The sequence below is a fragment of the Pseudomonas rhizophila genome (genome assembly GCF_003033885.1).
Classification (GTDB): domain Bacteria; phylum Pseudomonadota; class Gammaproteobacteria; order Pseudomonadales; family Pseudomonadaceae; genus Aquipseudomonas; species Aquipseudomonas rhizophila.
Genome location: NZ_CP024081.1, coordinates 4,528,388 through 4,544,295, shown reverse-complemented (window position 1 = coordinate 4,544,295; position 15,908 = coordinate 4,528,388). Strand labels below are relative to the sequence as shown.

Here is a 15,908-nt window from a genome sequence, read left to right as displayed (position 1 = left end):
ATGTGGTATTTCGCCTGGATGTTGGGAGTCGGCTTTGCGCTGTTGCTGGCGATATTGAATGCAATGTGGGGGGAGAACGAAGCGAACCGGGCCTTGAGTGACAATGACGAGCAGCAGCGATGATTCAGCAACGCTCAGATACCCAGCCGTCTTCACGCATTCATCTGGCGAGTCTGATGATCGCCATCACCATCATGCTTGCCTGCACACTGTACCCGCCGATGATGGCAACCTCGGAGGGAAAAGCTGATCACGCACTGGCGGGTGCTTTGTTTGCGGCGATGAGTGTGGCTTTCGTCAGGGGCGTGGGTTTTATCCCGCGCCGGTGGCTCTGGCGCTGGCTGTTTTCAGGTTGGACCTGCACTGCGGCATTGGTGCTGGCCGGATGGCTGATGTTCGTGCGGTGAAGGCGGGCTTACGTTCAATAACGCTGCACGAGAACGGCGACAGTAGTATTGGCTGCGCCGTTCATTCAGTTCCCTGGCCAAGTATCACGCCGTTCACTTCTTTGCCATAAAGATTGATCCCGTCATTGGCATGGAATTTCAACCGGGTCTGCTCGATAGAACCGGCAATCATCCTGGGGTCTTTCGGCCGTTCGTGGCTGTTCATGTAGGCAGCAACGTGCCAGGCCTCATCGGCGGACAGGGTGGCGCCTTTACCTAATGGCATATTCGACTTTATGAACCCGGCTGCGGTATTGATACGATGCATCCCCGCGCCCCAATTGAATGAGTCTTTGCCCCATAACGGTGGGAATACGTAATCGCTCCCGGCCTTTTGGCCTTCGCCCTCGTTGCCATGACACACCGCGCATTGCTGGCATAGATGACCTTGCCCTTGGCCACATCGAAGCCTCCCGCCGGTTGTGGCACCTCAGGATAAGCTCGCCCGGGCAGTTCCTGGCCTAGCGGTGCTCCTGTTGCCAACCAGTAGGAAAAGGCAGTCAGGGCGGCGATGACCTGCCCGTCGGCCGGAGGCGGTTTTCCGTTCATGCTGAACTCAAAGCAGCCTTGTAGGCGCTCGGCGTAGGTATTGACCTTGTCGTTCTTTTTTCGATAAGCCGGGTACATCGTGTAAGCCGCCCAAAGGGGCGCCGAGTCGGCTTTTCTGCCTTGGTCCAAATGACAATTGGTGCAGTTCATCCCGTTTCCCACGAACTCGGGGGCGTTGGCTTTGGTATCGACAAAGATCGCATGCCCTTGGCGGACCAAACGGCCAAAGGCGTTATCAGGCAGCGTGTCCTCTGCTGGCGGAGTAAATGTCGCCGTCCGCTGTTGTGGGGCGTCTGGGCCGGGCGAAGGGGGCGATGCATCTGCCACATCAGCAGCGCCAGCCATCGATACCATATTCAAACTGATGAGTGCCGCGATGAATGATTTCATGGCCAGACCTCTATTGACTGAGCTCAGCGAAATACCGGGAAACAGCCTCGACCTCGGCTTCAGTGAGGGACCTCGCGATGTGGCCCATGAGATCGTCTGGATCATTTTTTCGGGTCTTCTGCCGCCAGGCATTCAGTTGCGAGACCAGGTACTGAGCCGATTGGCCCGCCAGCGGTGGAAAAGAGGCACCGACCCCGATTCCGCCGGGGCCATGACAGGAGACGCACTCGGGTATGTTTCGATCCCATGCGCCTCTCAATGCCAGGGTCTGCCCCAGGCCCTTGGCCGCCTGCGCACGATTGATGGGTTTGACGGGTGGGCCTGGCATGTTGGCGAGCATGCTGGCGAGGGCTTGTACCTCGTCCTCGCTCAATGCCTGGGCGATAGGAAGCATGATTGGGTTGGCCCTGGAGCCTGAGCGAAAATCCGCGATTTGTTTTGCGAAGTACTCAGCAGGTAACCCTGCAAGCCTTGGGAAGCCAGCCGCGGGCATCCCTGTACCGTCCGCACCATGACAGGTTGAACAGGCAATGGCGGCGGGGTTGGTCCCGCCCTGGGTGAAGGTCTTTTGCGCGTCAGCTGCATAAGCGGATGTTGCCAGCGCACCGGATAAAGCAAGGACTGATCCCCATCGCGACATACCCATCGTTCTGCCTCGCAGACGTTATGGGGGACAGGCCCCCTGGTGCGCCATCAACTGCAACTCACCCTCGGTTATTTGACCAAGGTAATCGGGATACTGGACAGCTGGATCACTTTGGCCGCGACAGAGCCCAGGAAGATGCCTTCGAGAAAACCACTGCCGTGCGAACCCAGGATGATGCTGTCGCACCCCAAGGATTTGGCGCACGCCACGATTCTGCTGGCCGCGTCGCCGTGCAGTGTATGGAAAGTAAAGGCGATGCCTTGCTGTTTCAGAAGAGTGATTGCCTTATTCGCATCTTCGGCACTTTTGCCGTCGTAGTAACGGTCAAGTTCATCCTTGCTCATGGTTTGCGCGATGCGAGTGGGTAAAAATGACTGCACATTGACCAGGTGCACCTCCACGCTGCCTCCCAGCAATCCGCCGTCCTGGATCAGTCCAATGAGGTAATGCACCACACGTTCGGAGTGCTCTGAACCATCGACAGCGACCAATACTTTGTGCATTTTCCGAATCCTCTTTCAGTAACATCCAGCGGCTGGTCGAACACCATGCCAGCCGCAGCGTCAGGGTGACTTCGGGGTCTGTCCCACTATGAGCGTAGCGCCCTTGGGGTCGGTTAACCGTAGCCGAATCTGTTTTTCAGTTTCGATGATCGCAAAGAGCGCGATGCCCACTGCGATAATCAATAGCCCATCCATAAAGGGGATCGCTTGAGTGGCAAACACCCTTTGCAGGGGCGGCGCGTAGGTGATGGCGAACTGAGCGAAGGTTACCACTGCAACGGTCAGCCACACGACCTTTGTACCTCTGACAGCCTCCCAAGTCAGTGACGTGCCATAAAGATTGCGAATGAAGAACAGGTGGAATATTTCCATCACCACCAGCGTGTTGACGGCGATGGTGCGGGCCAACTCCACCGGGTAGCCCCGGTCGAGCGCGTAGGTAAATATGCCGTAGACGCCGCAAAGAAACAGGATCGAAACCAGCACCATGTGCCAGATCAAGGCGCCGCTTATCAACGGCTCGTGCCTTGAGCGCGGCGGCCTGCGCATGGTGTTTTCTTCGGTCGGCTCGAACGCCAGGGCGATACCCAGCGTTATGGCGGTAATCAGGTTGATCCACAAGATTTGAATCGGTGTCACCGGCAGGGTGAGGCCAAACAGCAGCGCGACAATGATGGTCATGGTTTCGCCCGCGTTGGTGGGCAACGTCCAGCTCAGCACTTTCTTGATGTTGTCGTAGACCGTCCGGCCTTCACGTACGGCGGCCACGATGGAGGCGAAGTTGTCATCGGCCAGCACCAGGTCCGCCGCCTCTTTTGCCGCCTCACTGCCTTTGTCACCCATGGCGATGCCGGCGTCAGCGCGTTTGAGCGCGGGCGCGTCGTTGACCCCGTCGCCGGTCATGGCCACGGTCATGCCGTTCGATTGCAGCAACATCACCAGCCGTAGCTTATGTTCAGGGCTGGTGCGGGCGAAGATATTCACGTCCTTGAGCGCTTCTTTGAGCGTGCCGTCGTTCATCGCGTCCAGGTCGACGCCCGTCAGCACCTTGTCGGGATTTTGCAGGCCGATTTGCGCGCCGATCGCGGCGGCGGTGCCGGAGTGATCGCCGGTGATCATCTTGACTGCGATACCGGCAGCCTGGCATTGCTGGACCGCCTGGATCGTCTCGGGGCGAGGCGGGTCAATCATGCCTGTCATGCCAAGCAGGGTCAGCGAACCCTGCACGTCGCCAAACTCCAGAACGGTGTGCTCGGACGGCACGGGGCGGCTGGCAAACGCCAGCACGCGCTGACCTTTGCCGGCAATGGTGTTTGCCTGTTGGTGCCAGTAGTCAGCATTGAGCGGCTCCGTGGCGCCGGTACTGCCACGCTGCTGCGCGCACATGGCCAGGATCTGTTCCGGCGCGCCTTTTACATAGATTGACGCCTGTCGCTCATGGTTGTGGTGCAACGTCGCCATGAAGCGGTGTTTGGCGTCAAACGGAATCGCGTCGGTGCGGGGCCAGGTGCGTCGCTCTTCTTCGCCATCGATTCCGGCTTTCACGGAAAACGCCAGCAGTGCGCCCTCCATGGGATCGCCCTCGACCTTCCATGTGGCATCGTGCAGTCTCAACACCGCGTCATTGCAAAGCGCGGCGGCGCGTCCCAGTTCGGCTAACGTGGGGTGATTGGAGGTGTCGATCAACTGGTCAGCCAGGTTCATGTTTCCCGACGGCTGATAACCGGCACCGTCGACCGTGAACGTCAGATCACGGGTGACCACTGATGCGACCATCATTTCGTTGCGGGTGAGGGTGCCGGTCTTGTCCGTGCAGATGACCGAAACCGATCCCAGGGTTTCGATGGCGGGCAAGCGGCGTACGATGGCGTTGCGACGGGCCATCGCGCGAACCCCGACCGCCAGGGTAATGGTGAGAACGGCGGGCAGTCCTTCGGGGATGGCAGCGACCGACATGCCCACCACCACCATGAAGATTTCGTTGAATGCGTAATGGCCGACAAAATGACCGTAAACCAGTAGCAGCCCGGCGACGAGCAGAATCAGGATCGTCAGCCAGCGCGCGAAGACGTTCATTTGCTGGACCAATGGCGTGGTCAGTGTCTCGACTTCCGACAACAGATTGCTGATGCGCCCGATCTCGGCGGCGGTCGCGGTTGCAACGACGACCCCGGTGGCCTGTCCGCAGGTCACCAGGGTTCCACTGAAGGCCATGCAGGCACGATCACCCAGGGGCGCTCCAAGGCGCACAGGTTCAGTGTGCTTTTCCACGGCGGCGGATTCACCGGTCAGGATGGCTTCCTGGATCTGCAGCCTGTTGGCGTGCAGCAAGCGAAGGTCTGCCGGGACTTTATCGCCGGCCTCCAACAAGACGATATCGCCGGGTACCAGCGTTTCACCCGCGATGCTCAAACGTTCACCGGCACGAATCACGGCGGCGCGGGGCGCCAGCATCTGCCGGATCGCGTCCATGGCTTTTTCCGCTTTGCCCTCCTGGACGTAGCCAATGATGGCGTTGGCCACCACCACCGCCAGAATGACCACCGTATCCCAGAGGTGTTGCAGCAGCGCGGTGATCACCGCAGAGCCCAGCAGCACGTAAATCAGGATATTGTGAAACTGCAACAGAAAACGCAGCCACGCCGGTCGCCGCGCCGACTCCGGCAGGCGATTGAAGCCTGTGCGCGCAAGCCGGGCTTGAACTTCTGCATCGTTCAGCCCGGTGTGCTCATTGACCTCCAGCCGTTCGAGCACCTGCTGCGCAGGCAGCGTGTACCAAGCCTCGACATCTATGGGAATCGGATCCCGCTCGGTCGGTGCGTTGCTCGCTCGGTTCATCAGGTCGCTATCCCTGCGCTCATTATGCTGTTGGTATTCATGCGTTCAATCGAACTGCTGCGGTGCAATCACCCACAAGCTGCACGGCATCTTGTACAGCAGGCCTTCCACGGTGCTGCCGATCAACTTGTCCAAACCTTTGTAGCGCACGCGCCCCATGACAATGACATCAATGTCATGGGATGCCGCGTAGCTGGCCAATACCTTGGCCGGGTCGCCCATGACCATGCGTCGTTGTTCCGGCGCGATGCCGTTGCGCTCGGCCAACGCGTCAAACGCCTCGCCCTGGGATTCATAGAGCTGCCGGGCCAGGGTGGAAGAAAAGAACATCGAGCCGCTGCCGAAACCATATTCGGAGGCGGTGATGGACGACAGGTCATAGGCGTAGATGACTTCCAGGCTCGCGTCGCAGGAGGTGGCCAGTTTGTTGGCTTCGCTCAGGATCCGGTCGTTGAGGCCTTCGTAGCGGCCGTCGAGATGAAAGGGGTCAATGGCCGCCAGAATCTTGCGCGGACGGGCGTGGGTGACTTTGTTGACGAAATGCAAAGGTACTTCGCTTTCGCGCAGCAGGTGCACATCCAGCGGGGTGAACATCAGGCGCGAGAACCAGGATTCATGCTCCACCGTCTTGATCAGGGCATCCATCGGCTGCTCCTTGAGGTGGACCAGAATCTCCTGCAGCGGTCGCTCGACCCACGCCACTTCGGTCGTGACTTCAATGCCCAGCTTGCGCAGTGGCCGGGCCTGGTCTTCCAGCCAGTGGCGATGGCGTTCAACGTAACCCAGGCGCATCTGTTCCAGGGCCTGCTCATTGACCAGGCTGGCGGTGGCCAGGCCTTCGAGGTAGTCGAAGGCAACGATGTGCAGCGCGGCGCCTTCGGCCTTGGCCAGCGCCGCTGCCCGGTCGAAGGCCGGACTGTGTTCCATCAGCGGCGAGACGACCAACATCAAACGTGATTGCGTGGACATGACAAACCTCCCGAGCATGGACGTATGGGTACCCGACGGCCTTCGCGCCGCGTGGAGCCAGGGTTTGATCATGATCGTATCGGGCATCGGTCACTTGATTTGCATCAAGCTCATGCCAGAAGCGTGGCATCAATGCACACGGCGCCTGGCAATAGCGTTATGTTTGATCATGAAATCCTCCCAGGGACTACCCTGGACTCAGGTACAACCGGAACACTCAGTATAGAACCGAGGCCATGAGCGAAACCCTGGGCTTTGCCAATGCCGCCGCTGCGCTCGGAATCGGCTTGTTGATCGGGCTTGAACGCGAGCGACGCAAGGGCGAGGGCGCCCGGCGCGACTTCGCCGGCCTGCGTACCTTTGCCATTACCTCGTTGCTGGGTTATGTCACGGTCCAGGCTGGCGGAGTCTTGCTGCTCGGGTTCGTGGCGCTTGCGCTGGGGGCACTGGTCACGGCGGCGTATTGGCGAAACCTCGACCAGGACCCCGGTATCACCAGCGAAGTGGCGTTATTCGCGGCGCTGGCGTTGGGAGCGCTCTGCATGACCGCCCCGGCCCTGGCGATCGCGATCGGCGTGGTGATGGCCGGTCTGCTCGCCAGCCGCCAGGCGCTGCACCATTTTGCCCGTAACCAATTGACCGCCGCGGAAATGCGTGACGGGCTGGTGCTGTTGATCGCCGCGCTGGTGGTGTTGCCTCTGGTGCCGGATCGCTTCCTCGGGCCTTACGATGCGATCAACCTGCGCACCATCTGTATGTTGACGGTCATGTTGATGGCTGTGGGTGCGCTGGGGCATGTTGCGGTGCGGACCCTCGGCACTCACTACGGTTACGCCCTCAGCGCGGTTGCCTCGGGGTTCGCCTCGGCCACGCTGACCGTCGCCACCATGGGTAACATCGCCGCGAAAGAACCGGCCAATCTCAAGGTGCTGAGCGCCGCTGCCGTGTTGTCCAATTTGGCGACAGTGGCACAAATAGGGCTGATCCTCGGTGCCGTAGAACCGGCCCTGTTGCTTTGGATGTGGGGCCCGCTACTCTGTGGCCTGCTGACAACATTGATCTACGCCGGAATGCTGATGTTTCCCCGACCCAGGGCTCGGGCGGATGAACCGATCAAGCGCGGCGGGGCCTTCAACCTCAAACTGGCCTTGACGGTAGTCCTGGCGATGGCCGGTATCACGCTCCTGTCGTCGGCGATGCTTGCCGAGTTCGGCCAGACCGGGGTAACCGTAACGGCGGTTTTCAGCGGGCTGGTTGATGCTCATGCTTCGATTGCCTCCGTTGCTTCCCTGGCGAAGGCCGGATTGTTACCCCTGGATGGTATCGCCATACCGGTCTTGATGGCGATGAGCAGCAACTCCCTGAGTAAATGCGTGGTGGCTTGGCTCAGTGGTGGACGGCGTTTCGCCGGGTATTTCATCCCCGGCCAGGTGGTGGTGACGCTGGGAATGTGGGCCGGCGTTCTGCTCCCGAATCTGTGAGCCTGTGTGGTGGCAGTTTGATGAAGATCAAGTCCTGCCCGTGGCATACGTTCATTCTGGAACCCTCAATCCTTTAGGTGGCTGCCGCCACGTGCCGAGGTGTTCCATGTCCCAGACCCAACGTTTGTTGTTATTGGCACCCGATGCCATGACCCGTTCGCCTGCGTTCGACCGCGCCACCGAACTGGCCCTGGCGCTGGATCTGCCCCTGCACATCGTCGCCATCGATTATCTGGAGGTGCTCTCGGTGGCCGGTCTTTTTGCGCCAGAACAAGTCAAGAAGGCCCGTGACGGGTATCTGGAAACGCACCGGCACTGGTTGTGGCAACAGGCTGAGCTGGCGCGCCGCCATGGAGTGGAGGCGACGAGCGAGGTGGTCTGGGGCAAAGACGCTTATCAGGCCTTGCAGCAGTACGTCAAAGAGATGCCCCTGGCGCTGATCATCAAGGACGCCGAGCCCGAACCGGCGATGAAGCGGATTTTCTTCACACCCATGGACTGGCGCCTGCTGCGCGACTGTCCGGTGCCGGTGCACCTGGTCACCGACGCGCGTCATCCGCGGCCCCGGCAGGTCCTGGCGATCGTCGATGTGCTGCGCAGCGAGGAGCAGGACCTGGTGTTCAACGACCGGATCGTCGATGCCGCCGTGAAACTGGCCGATCAATGCAACGCCCAGGTTGAGTTGTTGCACGCCTTCGACTGGACGGCGGTGTACGCCGCCGACATGGGCGTGGGTGCGCTCCCGCTCGCCACCGGGCTCTATGAAGCATTGGGGCAGGCGCAGCACGAAGTGTTTGAATCCCTGGCAGAGCGTCACGGCGTGCCACCGCAGCAGCGTCACTTCATCGAAGGTGCGCCGCTGAGCAGCATCTGCACGTTCGCCACCGATCATCAGTGCGACGTCATTGTCATGGGCACGACACAGCATCGAGGTCTGGACAAGCACTTGGGCAGTACTGCCGAGCAGGTGCTGCAACGGGCACCTTGCAGTATATGGGCAATCAAGCCGGGCGAGTGACGGCAGGGTGACCTTGCGCGGGGCCTGGCCCCGGGTCCCGCGCAATGCACTGTGGTTAAAGATAGAGCCGGTGGATGACCTGCCGGGCATCATCGGGGTCGGTGCGGGTATCAAACCCAAGGCTATGAGCCAGATCCCGCATAGGGGCGTTATCGGCGGCGTCGATGGAATACAGCTGGCGATAGCCGTTCTTGCGGGCCGCCTCTATCAAATGCTCCATCAACAACGTCCCCAGCCCCAGATGCTGCCATTGATCGGCCACGGTCACGGCGCACTCGCATTCGTGTTCACTGGTAGCGCAATAGCGGCTGACACCGATTTCGATCAGTTGGCCGTTGTCGTGGACCAGGGCGATGTAAGCCATGCGCGTCTTGCAGTCGACATCCATCAACTGGTCGAGCATGGCCGCGCCGGGCTCATTGATTTGCGCCAGGAAACGCATGTGCCGGGACTCCGGTGACAGACGCTTGATGAAGTCATACTCACGCTGGCGATCTTCTTCCTTCAGTGGCCTGATCAAAACGTGCCGGCCATCTCTGAGGGCCTGGATCCAGTGCTTGCCGCTGATGCTGGCATACAGGGCAGCGGCGCGTTCATTGTGGTCTTTGACGTTGAGCATGATGCGTTCCTCCATCGGGTGTGAACCTTCGGCGCGGCAAAGGCCGTGCATTCGCTACTGTTCTACGCCGGCGTGGCAGATCGATTCTGATCTGGATCAGTGCTCGCGAATCCGCTCGTCGATGATCAATGCCGGGGAGCAATTTCAGTGGGAGCCAAACCTGTGGGGGGCAAGCTTTGCTCCCACAGGTATGTGCATGCAGTTGATAAAGATCAAGCCGCCCCGGGGTGACAAGCGCAGGCTGTTGCACATGCCAGAGAGGGACCGCTGGGGACCTGATGGCCAACAGACCAGTGGAGGTGTGTAATGGGACAGTACCAACGTTTGCTATTGATCGTTGAAGCCGACCTGCATCCGTCTGCCGCGCTGCGTCGCGCCTGTGCCCTGGCCAGGGTCAGTGGCGCGGCCTTGCACCTGTGCGCATTCGTTCAACCACCGCCTCACACGCATTTGTGGGGCGAAAAGAACGATGAAGCGACAGCTCAGCGCTATATGCACCACTACCGTCGCTGGATGGTGGAGGAGGCGGCGCTGCTCAAGGAGCAAGGACTGGATGTGACGACCCATGTGGTCTGGACCACTCATCCATTACTGGACATCCTGCGCTACGTCGAGCAGTTTCAGCCCGATTTGCTGATCAAGGATGTGACCCTCGAGCCGCTGCTCAAACGTGTTTTCGTGACGCCCCTGGACTGTCATCTGCTGCGCGATTGCCCGGTGCCGGTGCATCTGGTCAATCGCGCCACCCACAGCTTGCCGCGCCGGGTCGTGGCGGCGGTGGACCCCGCCAATCCGCAGGCCAACGCCTTGAACCAGCGCATTATCGAGGCCGCCGGGGCAATGGCCCTGCAATGCAATGCCCCGCTGCATCTGCTGCACGCCTGCGATCTGTCTCCGGCCTTCAACGGGGAGGCTTCGTTGGTGGCTGGGGCCTGGGATGAAGATTTTGCCGAGGCCTTGCGAGAGTCGCTGCATGCGGCGTTCATCAATTTGGCCGAGCGGTGGAGCATTCCACCCGAGCGCCGTCATTTCGTCATTGGCCTGCCGGTGCCGGTGATCCATGAGTTCCTCGATGAGTTCGAGGCTGATGTGGTGGTGATGGGCACCGAGCAACGCGCTGGGCTGGACCGTCTGATCGGTAGCACGACGGAACGGGCCCTGTATTCGGTGTCGGGCAGCTTGTTGGCAGTCAGGGTATGAGCAGGGCGCGTTGACTCTGATGTAAATCAAGTCGGGTTTGTTCAAGCGCTCCAGAATCAGTCGTGGCAGACCGTTCGATATCGGTTCAAGCGACCAGGGCAGTTCGCGGGTAATCCAGCCTCTTTGGGAGAATGTGATGAGTGATTTTCTTAGCCCCGACCAACTGGAAGGCATTGACGCCTATTGGCGTGCTTCCAATTATCTGGCTGTGGGGCAGATTTACCTCAAAGACAACCCATTGTTGCGCAAACCGCTGCTACTGGGCCACGTCAAGCCGCGCCTGTTGGGTCACTGGGGCACCACGCCGGGATTGAACCTGATTTACGTTCACCTCAATCACCTGATCAAGACCCACGACCTGAACATGATCCTGGTCACCGGCCCCGGACACGGCGGCCCGGCCATCGTCGCCCAGAGCTATCTGGAGGGCAGCTTCACCCAGTGTTATCCCTCGGTGGAACAGAACGAGAACGGGATGCTGCGCCTGTTCCGGCAGTTTTCCTGGCCCTACGGGTTGTCCAGTCATGTCTCGGCGCAGATCCCAGGGTCCATTCATGAAGGCGGGGAACTGGGGTATTGCCTGGCCCACGCCTACGGTGCGGCGTTCGACAACCCTGACCTGATCGTGACCTGCGTTATCGGCGATGGTGAAGCCGAAACCGGTACGCTGGCGGCGAGCTGGCATTCCAACAAGTTCCTCAACCCCCGGCGTGACGGTGCGGTTCTGCCCATCCTTCACCTCAACGGCTTCAAGATCGCCAACCCCACGCTGCTTTCGCGTATCAGTGAAGACGAGCTGTCAGCCCTGATGTACGGGTATGGCTACGATCCTTATTTTGTCGAAGGCGACGACCCCCACAGCGTTCACCAGCAACTGGCGATGGTCCTGGACGCCATGCTGCTCAAGATCCGCGAAATCCAGCGTACGGCCCGTGCAGACTCGTCGGCACATGAACTGGAGCGGCCACTGTGGCCGATGTTGGTGCTGCGCACGCCCAAGGGCTGGACCGGTCCGAGATTCGTCGACGGTCAGCAGGTCGAGGGCACCTGGCGCGCCCATCAGGTGCCACTGAGTCATTTCGAGCAGCCCATGCATCTGACGCAACTGCAACAATGGCTCGAGAGTTACCGGCCACAGGAACTGTTCGACGCCAGTGGTGCGTTGCTGCCGGAGATTGCGGCGCTGGCGCCCACAGGGCATCGGCGTCTGGGCGCCAATCCCCACGCCAATGGCGGCTTGCTCCTCCAGTCACTTGAGCTGCCTCGGTTTACCGATTACGCCGTGCCGTTCTCCGCGCCCGGCAGTGTGCAGGCGGAGTCCACCCGGGTGTTGGGTGGTTTTGTCCGGGACGTGATGAAGTACAACCTCAAGGCTGGCAATTTTCGCCTGTTCGGCCCCGACGAAACCGCCTCCAATCGCCTTGATGCGGTGTACGAGGTCAGTGGCAAGACCTGGATGGCGGCACTTGAAGCGGGGGATACCAACCTGGCCTGCGAAGGCCGGGTGATGGAAATTCTCAGCGAGCAGGTGTGTGAAGGCTGGCTTGAGGGCTATTTACTGACGGGCCGCCATGGCCTGTTCTCCTGCTATGAGGCGTTCATCCATATCGTCGATTCGATGTTCAACCAGCACGCCAAGTGGCTCAAGACCGCTGCGCAGATTCCCTGGCGCGCGTCGATCGCTTCGCTCAACTACCTGCTCACATCCCACGTCTGGCGCCAGGACCACAATGGTTTCTCCCATCAGGATCCGGGATTTATCGATCATGTGGCGAACAAAAGTGCCGATGTGGTGCGTATCTACTTGCCGCCGGACGCCAATTGCCTGTTGTCGGTGGCCGATCACTGTCTCAAGAGCCGCGATTACATCAACGTGATCGTGGCCGGCAAGCAACCAGAGTGGCAATGGCTGGATATCGATTCGGCCATCAGGCACTGCTCCATTGGCATCGGTCGCTGGGCCTTCGCCTGCCAGAACGATGACGACCCGGATGTGGTGATGGCCTGCGCCGGTGATGTGCCAACCCTGGAAACCCTGGCCGCCGTGACACTGTTGCGCCAATACGTGCCGGATCTGCGCGTGCGGGTGGTGAACGTGGTGGACTTGATGGCCCTGCAACCGCCGCAACAGCATTGCCATGGTCTGCCGGATGCCGGGTTCGATGAGTTGTTCACCGTGGACAAACCGGTGATTTTCGCGTTCCACGGCTATCCTTCATTGATCCATCGTCTGGTCTACAAGCGCCATAACCATGACAATTTCCATGTGCGCGGTTTCATGGAGGAGGGGGCCACAACCACCCCGTTCGACATGGCGGTCATCAATCACTTGGATCGCTACCAACTGGCCTTCGATGTCATCCAGCGGGTACCGCGCTTGCAACCGTTGGTGGAGGGCGCCCGGGACCGCTACTGGGCCACCATGGAGAAGCACCAGCTTTACCTGATCGAACATGGGCAGGACATGCCCGAGGTCCTGAACTGGCGCTGGACGCCGGCGCCGGGTTGACTGTACGCCCTGTCACGACTTCGACATCGCGCCGTTCGCCCTGACTTTTTGGAGATCCATCATGAGCCAGTACCAGCGCTTACTGCTGATCCTCAACCCGGCACAGCGACACTCTCCGGCCCTTCATCACGCAGCGGCCCTGACGGCGGCCAGCGGGGCGCACTTGCATGTTTCTGCGTTGGTGCCGTCACTGGACATTCTCAAGCTGTTGGAGCAGGAGCCCCGTGATGAAGCGCGTCAGAATTACCTGCAGGACCACCGTCACTGGCTGGAGGAGGAGGCCGACAAGATGCGGCGCCGAGGCCTGAGGGTCACCACGCAGGTGGATTGGGTCGACGGCATGGACGAGCAGATTCTGCAGCACGTTACGCAAATCCAGCCTGATCTGCTGATCAAGCAGGTGCAACACGAGCCCCTGCTCAAACGGGCCTTCCTTACTCCGCTGGACTGGCGTCTGTTGCGCCAGTGCCCGGTTCCCATGTACCTGGTGGGCGCCACCGGCCACGCCTTGCCGCGCAAAGTGGTTGCTGCGGTGGACCCTTCCAGCGACTTTGCGCAAAACAGTGGGCTCAACGACCGGATCATTCGCGAGGCAATCGGCTTGGCCTTGCAGTGCGACGCCGAGTTGCATCTGGTTCACGCCTATGAGGTTTCGTCGGTCTATCTCGGCGATGTCGGCGGAGGTGGCCTGACGCTTAAACAGCTCAGCAATGAACTGCGCAGGAGCCTGGAAAAAACATTCCTGGAGCTGGCCAACCTGTTCGGCGTGCCGGCCGAGCGCAGGCACTTCGTGCTGGGCCATCCGGTTTCAGCCTTGAGTGAGTTTGCCCTGGAGCATGAGGTCGATGTCGTGGTCATGGGGCGCTCGCAGAAGGGTGGTTCGCACGGGCTGTTGGGTAGCACCACGGAGCATATTTTGTATCAGGTGTCGTGCAGCGTACTGGCTGTGTGAAGAAACCGGTGCTCATGGCTGTGTCCTTGATGAAAATCAATGGCCCGCTGGGCGAATAGTGCGACCAATGGAACGCCAATCGATTGTTCAGGAGCACGCTCATGCGCATGACGTTTCTAGGGGCGGCCGGCACAGTCACCGGCAGCAAGTACCTGCTGGAGCATGACGATCAACGCATCCTGATCGACTGCGGGCTGTTTCAGGGCTACAAACAATTGCGCTTGCACAACTGGGACCCCTTCGAACTGCCAATGCGTGACCTGGACGCGATCGTGCTGACTCACGCACACCTGGACCACAGCGGTTACCTGCCAGTGCTGGTGCGAAACGGTTATCGCGGTCCGGTCTATGCCACGTCGGCCACCTGTGAACTGGTCAAGATCCTCTTGCTCGACAGCGCCCGCTTGCAGGAGGAAGAGGCCGAATACGCCAACCGCAAGGGGTTTTCCAAGCATGATCCTGCCATGCCGTTGTACACCCGGGAGCATGCCGAGCGGGCACTGAAACTGTTACGCCCGATAGCGTTCGATCATCCGGTGGATATCGCCCGTGGGGTGGGGATTGTGCTGCGCCGTGCGGGACACATCCTGGGCGCAGCCACGGTGCAGGTGCAGGCCGCTGGCGTTACGTTGGTGTGCTCCGGCGACCTGGGGCGCCCCGAGGACCCGGTGATGTTTGCCCCGCAAACCATCGAGCAGGCGGATTACCTATTGGTTGAGTCCACCTACGGCGACCGGAGGCACCCAAGCCAATCGCCCGAAGATCAACTGGCTGAAGTCATCACCCGCACCGCATTGCGCGGCGGCATCACCTTGGTGCCCTCGTTCACGGTCGGTCGGGCACAACTGCTGATGTATCACCTGTATCGCCTGAAACAGCGGATGGCGATCCCGGACATCCCCATCTACCTGAACAGCCCCATGGCCATTGATGTAACCCGCTTGTATCAACGCTTTGGCGATGAGCATCGTTTGTCCAGGGAGGAGTGTGAGGGCATGTGCCACATCGCGCACCCGGTGCGCTCGGCCAGGGATTCCATGAACCTGGACCTGCAACGCACCCCGGCGGTGATCATCGCCGCCAGTGGTATGGCTACCGGAGGGCGGGTGTTGTTTCACCTCAAGAGCCTGGCGCCCAACCCGATCAATACCTTGCTGATGCCAGGGTTCCAGGCCGGGGGGACGCGTGGCGCAAGGATCGTGGCGGGTGAGCCTGCGGTGCGCATCCATGGCAAGGACGTGCCAATCAACGCCGAAGTGGTGCCGATGCAAACATTGTCCGCCCATGCCGATGCCGATGAAATCATGCAATGGTTGCGCGGCTTCAAGACACCGCCCCGGCATACCTATGTCGTGCATGGCGAACCCAACGCGTCCGATGTCCTGCGCCATCGCATTCGCGATGAGTTGGGCTGGTCAGTATCGGTGCCGGAGTATCGCGACAGCGTGGAGTTCTGAGGCCTCCTTCGCGAGCAGGCTCGCTCCCACAAAGGTCCTGAGGTACGCGGTATTTGTGTTCACCGCCGGCCCCTGTGGGAGCGAGCCTGAACTGGCCTAATGATTTTGGACACTTCAATCGGGCGCTATGATGGCGCCCAAATCTGAGGTGTTTGGATATGCGCAAATCTTATTCCAGTGAGTTCAAGCTCAAGGCTGCCAGCATGGTGCTGGACGAGGGCCAGTCCGTTCCCGAAGTCTGTGCCAGCCTGGATATTGGCCCTACCGCCTTGCGCCGTTGGGTCGACCAGGTTCGCAAAGAGCGCTTGGGTTCGACCCCCGAGGGGGCTAA

The 15,908-nt window shown here is 60.3% G+C and carries 14 protein-coding genes and 1 pseudogene; 9 read left to right on the top strand and 6 right to left on the bottom strand.

From position 1 onward, the window contains the following. Complete coding sequence (gene cydX, locus CRX69_RS21145; protein WP_047225667.1) at positions 1-123, top strand: cytochrome bd-I oxidase subunit CydX; 123 nt, start codon at positions 1-3, stop codon at positions 121-123. Then, positions 120-407, top strand: coding sequence for a cyd operon YbgE family protein (locus CRX69_RS21140; protein ID WP_107322782.1), 288 nt, complete (start codon positions 120-122; stop codon positions 405-407). The genes cydX and CRX69_RS21140 overlap by 4 nt, the downstream gene beginning before the upstream one ends. A 61-nt stretch (positions 408-468) precedes the next feature. On the opposite strand, the pseudogene CRX69_RS21135 reads toward CRX69_RS21140, so the two are convergent. From CRX69_RS21135 to CRX69_RS21115, 5 genes and pseudogenes are all read right to left on the bottom strand, one after another. Further along, positions 469-1,385: pseudogene (locus CRX69_RS21135) on the bottom strand (c-type cytochrome). A gap of 10 nt (positions 1,386-1,395) precedes the next feature. Next, on the bottom strand, positions 1,396-2,031 hold the full coding sequence (locus CRX69_RS21130) for a c-type cytochrome (RefSeq protein ID WP_107322781.1): 636 nt from the start codon (positions 2,029-2,031) through the stop codon (positions 1,396-1,398). A gap of 68 nt (positions 2,032-2,099) precedes the next feature. Further along, on the bottom strand, positions 2,100-2,534 hold the full coding sequence (locus CRX69_RS21125; protein WP_076384326.1) for a universal stress protein: 435 nt from the start codon (positions 2,532-2,534) through the stop codon (positions 2,100-2,102). Between the two features lie 60 nt (positions 2,535-2,594). Next, a complete protein-coding gene (locus CRX69_RS21120) occupies positions 2,595-5,372 on the bottom strand; it encodes a cation-transporting P-type ATPase (protein WP_107322780.1) in 2,778 nt (925 codons plus the stop codon). Positions 5,373-5,417: 45 nt separating this feature from the next. Continuing rightward, positions 5,418-6,341, bottom strand: a complete 924-nt coding sequence (locus CRX69_RS21115) for a universal stress protein (RefSeq protein WP_076384330.1) — start codon at positions 6,339-6,341, stop codon at positions 5,418-5,420. Positions 6,342-6,577: 236 nt separating this feature from the next. On the opposite strand from CRX69_RS21115, the gene CRX69_RS21110 reads away from it, so the two are divergent. Together CRX69_RS21110 and CRX69_RS21105 are read left to right on the top strand one after the other, a co-directional pair. Next, complete coding sequence (locus CRX69_RS21110) at positions 6,578-7,822, top strand: MgtC/SapB family protein (protein ID WP_107322779.1); 1,245 nt, start codon at positions 6,578-6,580, stop codon at positions 7,820-7,822. A gap of 106 nt (positions 7,823-7,928) precedes the next feature. Further along, on the top strand, positions 7,929-8,840 hold the full coding sequence (locus CRX69_RS21105; protein ID WP_047225675.1) for a universal stress protein: 912 nt from the start codon (positions 7,929-7,931) through the stop codon (positions 8,838-8,840). Positions 8,841-8,895: 55 nt separating this feature from the next. Here CRX69_RS21105 and CRX69_RS21100 read toward each other — a convergent pair whose 3' ends face one another. Then, complete coding sequence (locus CRX69_RS21100; protein WP_047225870.1) at positions 8,896-9,459, bottom strand: GNAT family N-acetyltransferase; 564 nt, start codon at positions 9,457-9,459, stop codon at positions 8,896-8,898. 306 nt (positions 9,460-9,765) lie between these two features. On the opposite strand from CRX69_RS21100, the gene CRX69_RS21090 reads away from it, so the two are divergent. From CRX69_RS21090 to CRX69_RS21070, 5 genes are all read left to right on the top strand, one after another. Continuing rightward, positions 9,766-10,659 carry a universal stress protein gene (locus tag CRX69_RS21090; RefSeq protein WP_076384336.1) on the top strand — a complete coding sequence of 298 codons (894 nt, stop codon included), beginning with the start codon at positions 9,766-9,768 and terminating at the stop codon, positions 10,657-10,659. Positions 10,660-10,795: 136 nt separating this feature from the next. Continuing rightward, positions 10,796-13,168 carry a phosphoketolase family protein gene (locus tag CRX69_RS21085; RefSeq protein WP_107322778.1) on the top strand — a complete coding sequence of 791 codons (2,373 nt, stop codon included), beginning with the start codon at positions 10,796-10,798 and terminating at the stop codon, positions 13,166-13,168. 61 nt (positions 13,169-13,229) lie between these two features. Beyond that, complete coding sequence (locus CRX69_RS21080) at positions 13,230-14,120, top strand: universal stress protein (protein ID WP_047225679.1); 891 nt, start codon at positions 13,230-13,232, stop codon at positions 14,118-14,120. A gap of 101 nt (positions 14,121-14,221) precedes the next feature. Then, positions 14,222-15,577 (top strand): MBL fold metallo-hydrolase RNA specificity domain-containing protein, encoded by a 1,356-nt coding sequence (locus CRX69_RS21075; protein WP_107322777.1) that lies wholly within the window; start codon positions 14,222-14,224, stop codon positions 15,575-15,577. A gap of 158 nt (positions 15,578-15,735) precedes the next feature. Continuing rightward, the coding region (locus CRX69_RS21070; RefSeq protein ID WP_157952146.1) for a transposase at positions 15,736-15,908 on the top strand (173 nt) is incomplete at its 3' end.

What these genes read in the sequence shown, in the direction of transcription:
- CRX69_RS21085 (WP_107322778.1), top strand. Translation starts at nt 10,796, where the DNA reads ATGAGTGATTTTCTTAGCCCCGACCAACTGGAAGGCATTGACGCCTAT.
- CRX69_RS21100 (WP_047225870.1), bottom strand. Translation starts at nt 9,459, where the DNA reads ATGCTCAACGTCAAAGACCACAATGAACGCGCCGCTGCCCTGTATGCC.
- cydX (WP_047225667.1), top strand. Translation starts at nt 1, where the DNA reads ATGTGGTATTTCGCCTGGATGTTGGGAGTCGGCTTTGCGCTGTTGCTG.
- CRX69_RS21125 (WP_076384326.1), bottom strand. Translation starts at nt 2,534, where the DNA reads ATGCACAAAGTATTGGTCGCTGTCGATGGTTCAGAGCACTCCGAACGT.
- CRX69_RS21140 (WP_107322782.1), top strand. Translation starts at nt 120, where the DNA reads ATGATTCAGCAACGCTCAGATACCCAGCCGTCTTCACGCATTCATCTG.
- CRX69_RS21115 (WP_076384330.1), bottom strand. Translation starts at nt 6,341, where the DNA reads ATGTCCACGCAATCACGTTTGATGTTGGTCGTCTCGCCGCTGATGGAA.
- CRX69_RS21105 (WP_047225675.1), top strand. Translation starts at nt 7,929, where the DNA reads ATGTCCCAGACCCAACGTTTGTTGTTATTGGCACCCGATGCCATGACC.
- CRX69_RS21130 (WP_107322781.1), bottom strand. Translation starts at nt 2,031, where the DNA reads ATGGGTATGTCGCGATGGGGATCAGTCCTTGCTTTATCCGGTGCGCTG.
- CRX69_RS21080 (WP_047225679.1), top strand. Translation starts at nt 13,230, where the DNA reads ATGAGCCAGTACCAGCGCTTACTGCTGATCCTCAACCCGGCACAGCGA.
- CRX69_RS21120 (WP_107322780.1), bottom strand. Translation starts at nt 5,372, where the DNA reads ATGAACCGAGCGAGCAACGCACCGACCGAGCGGGATCCGATTCCCATA.
- CRX69_RS21090 (WP_076384336.1), top strand. Translation starts at nt 9,766, where the DNA reads ATGGGACAGTACCAACGTTTGCTATTGATCGTTGAAGCCGACCTGCAT.
- CRX69_RS21075 (WP_107322777.1), top strand. Translation starts at nt 14,222, where the DNA reads ATGCGCATGACGTTTCTAGGGGCGGCCGGCACAGTCACCGGCAGCAAG.
- CRX69_RS21110 (WP_107322779.1), top strand. Translation starts at nt 6,578, where the DNA reads ATGAGCGAAACCCTGGGCTTTGCCAATGCCGCCGCTGCGCTCGGAATC.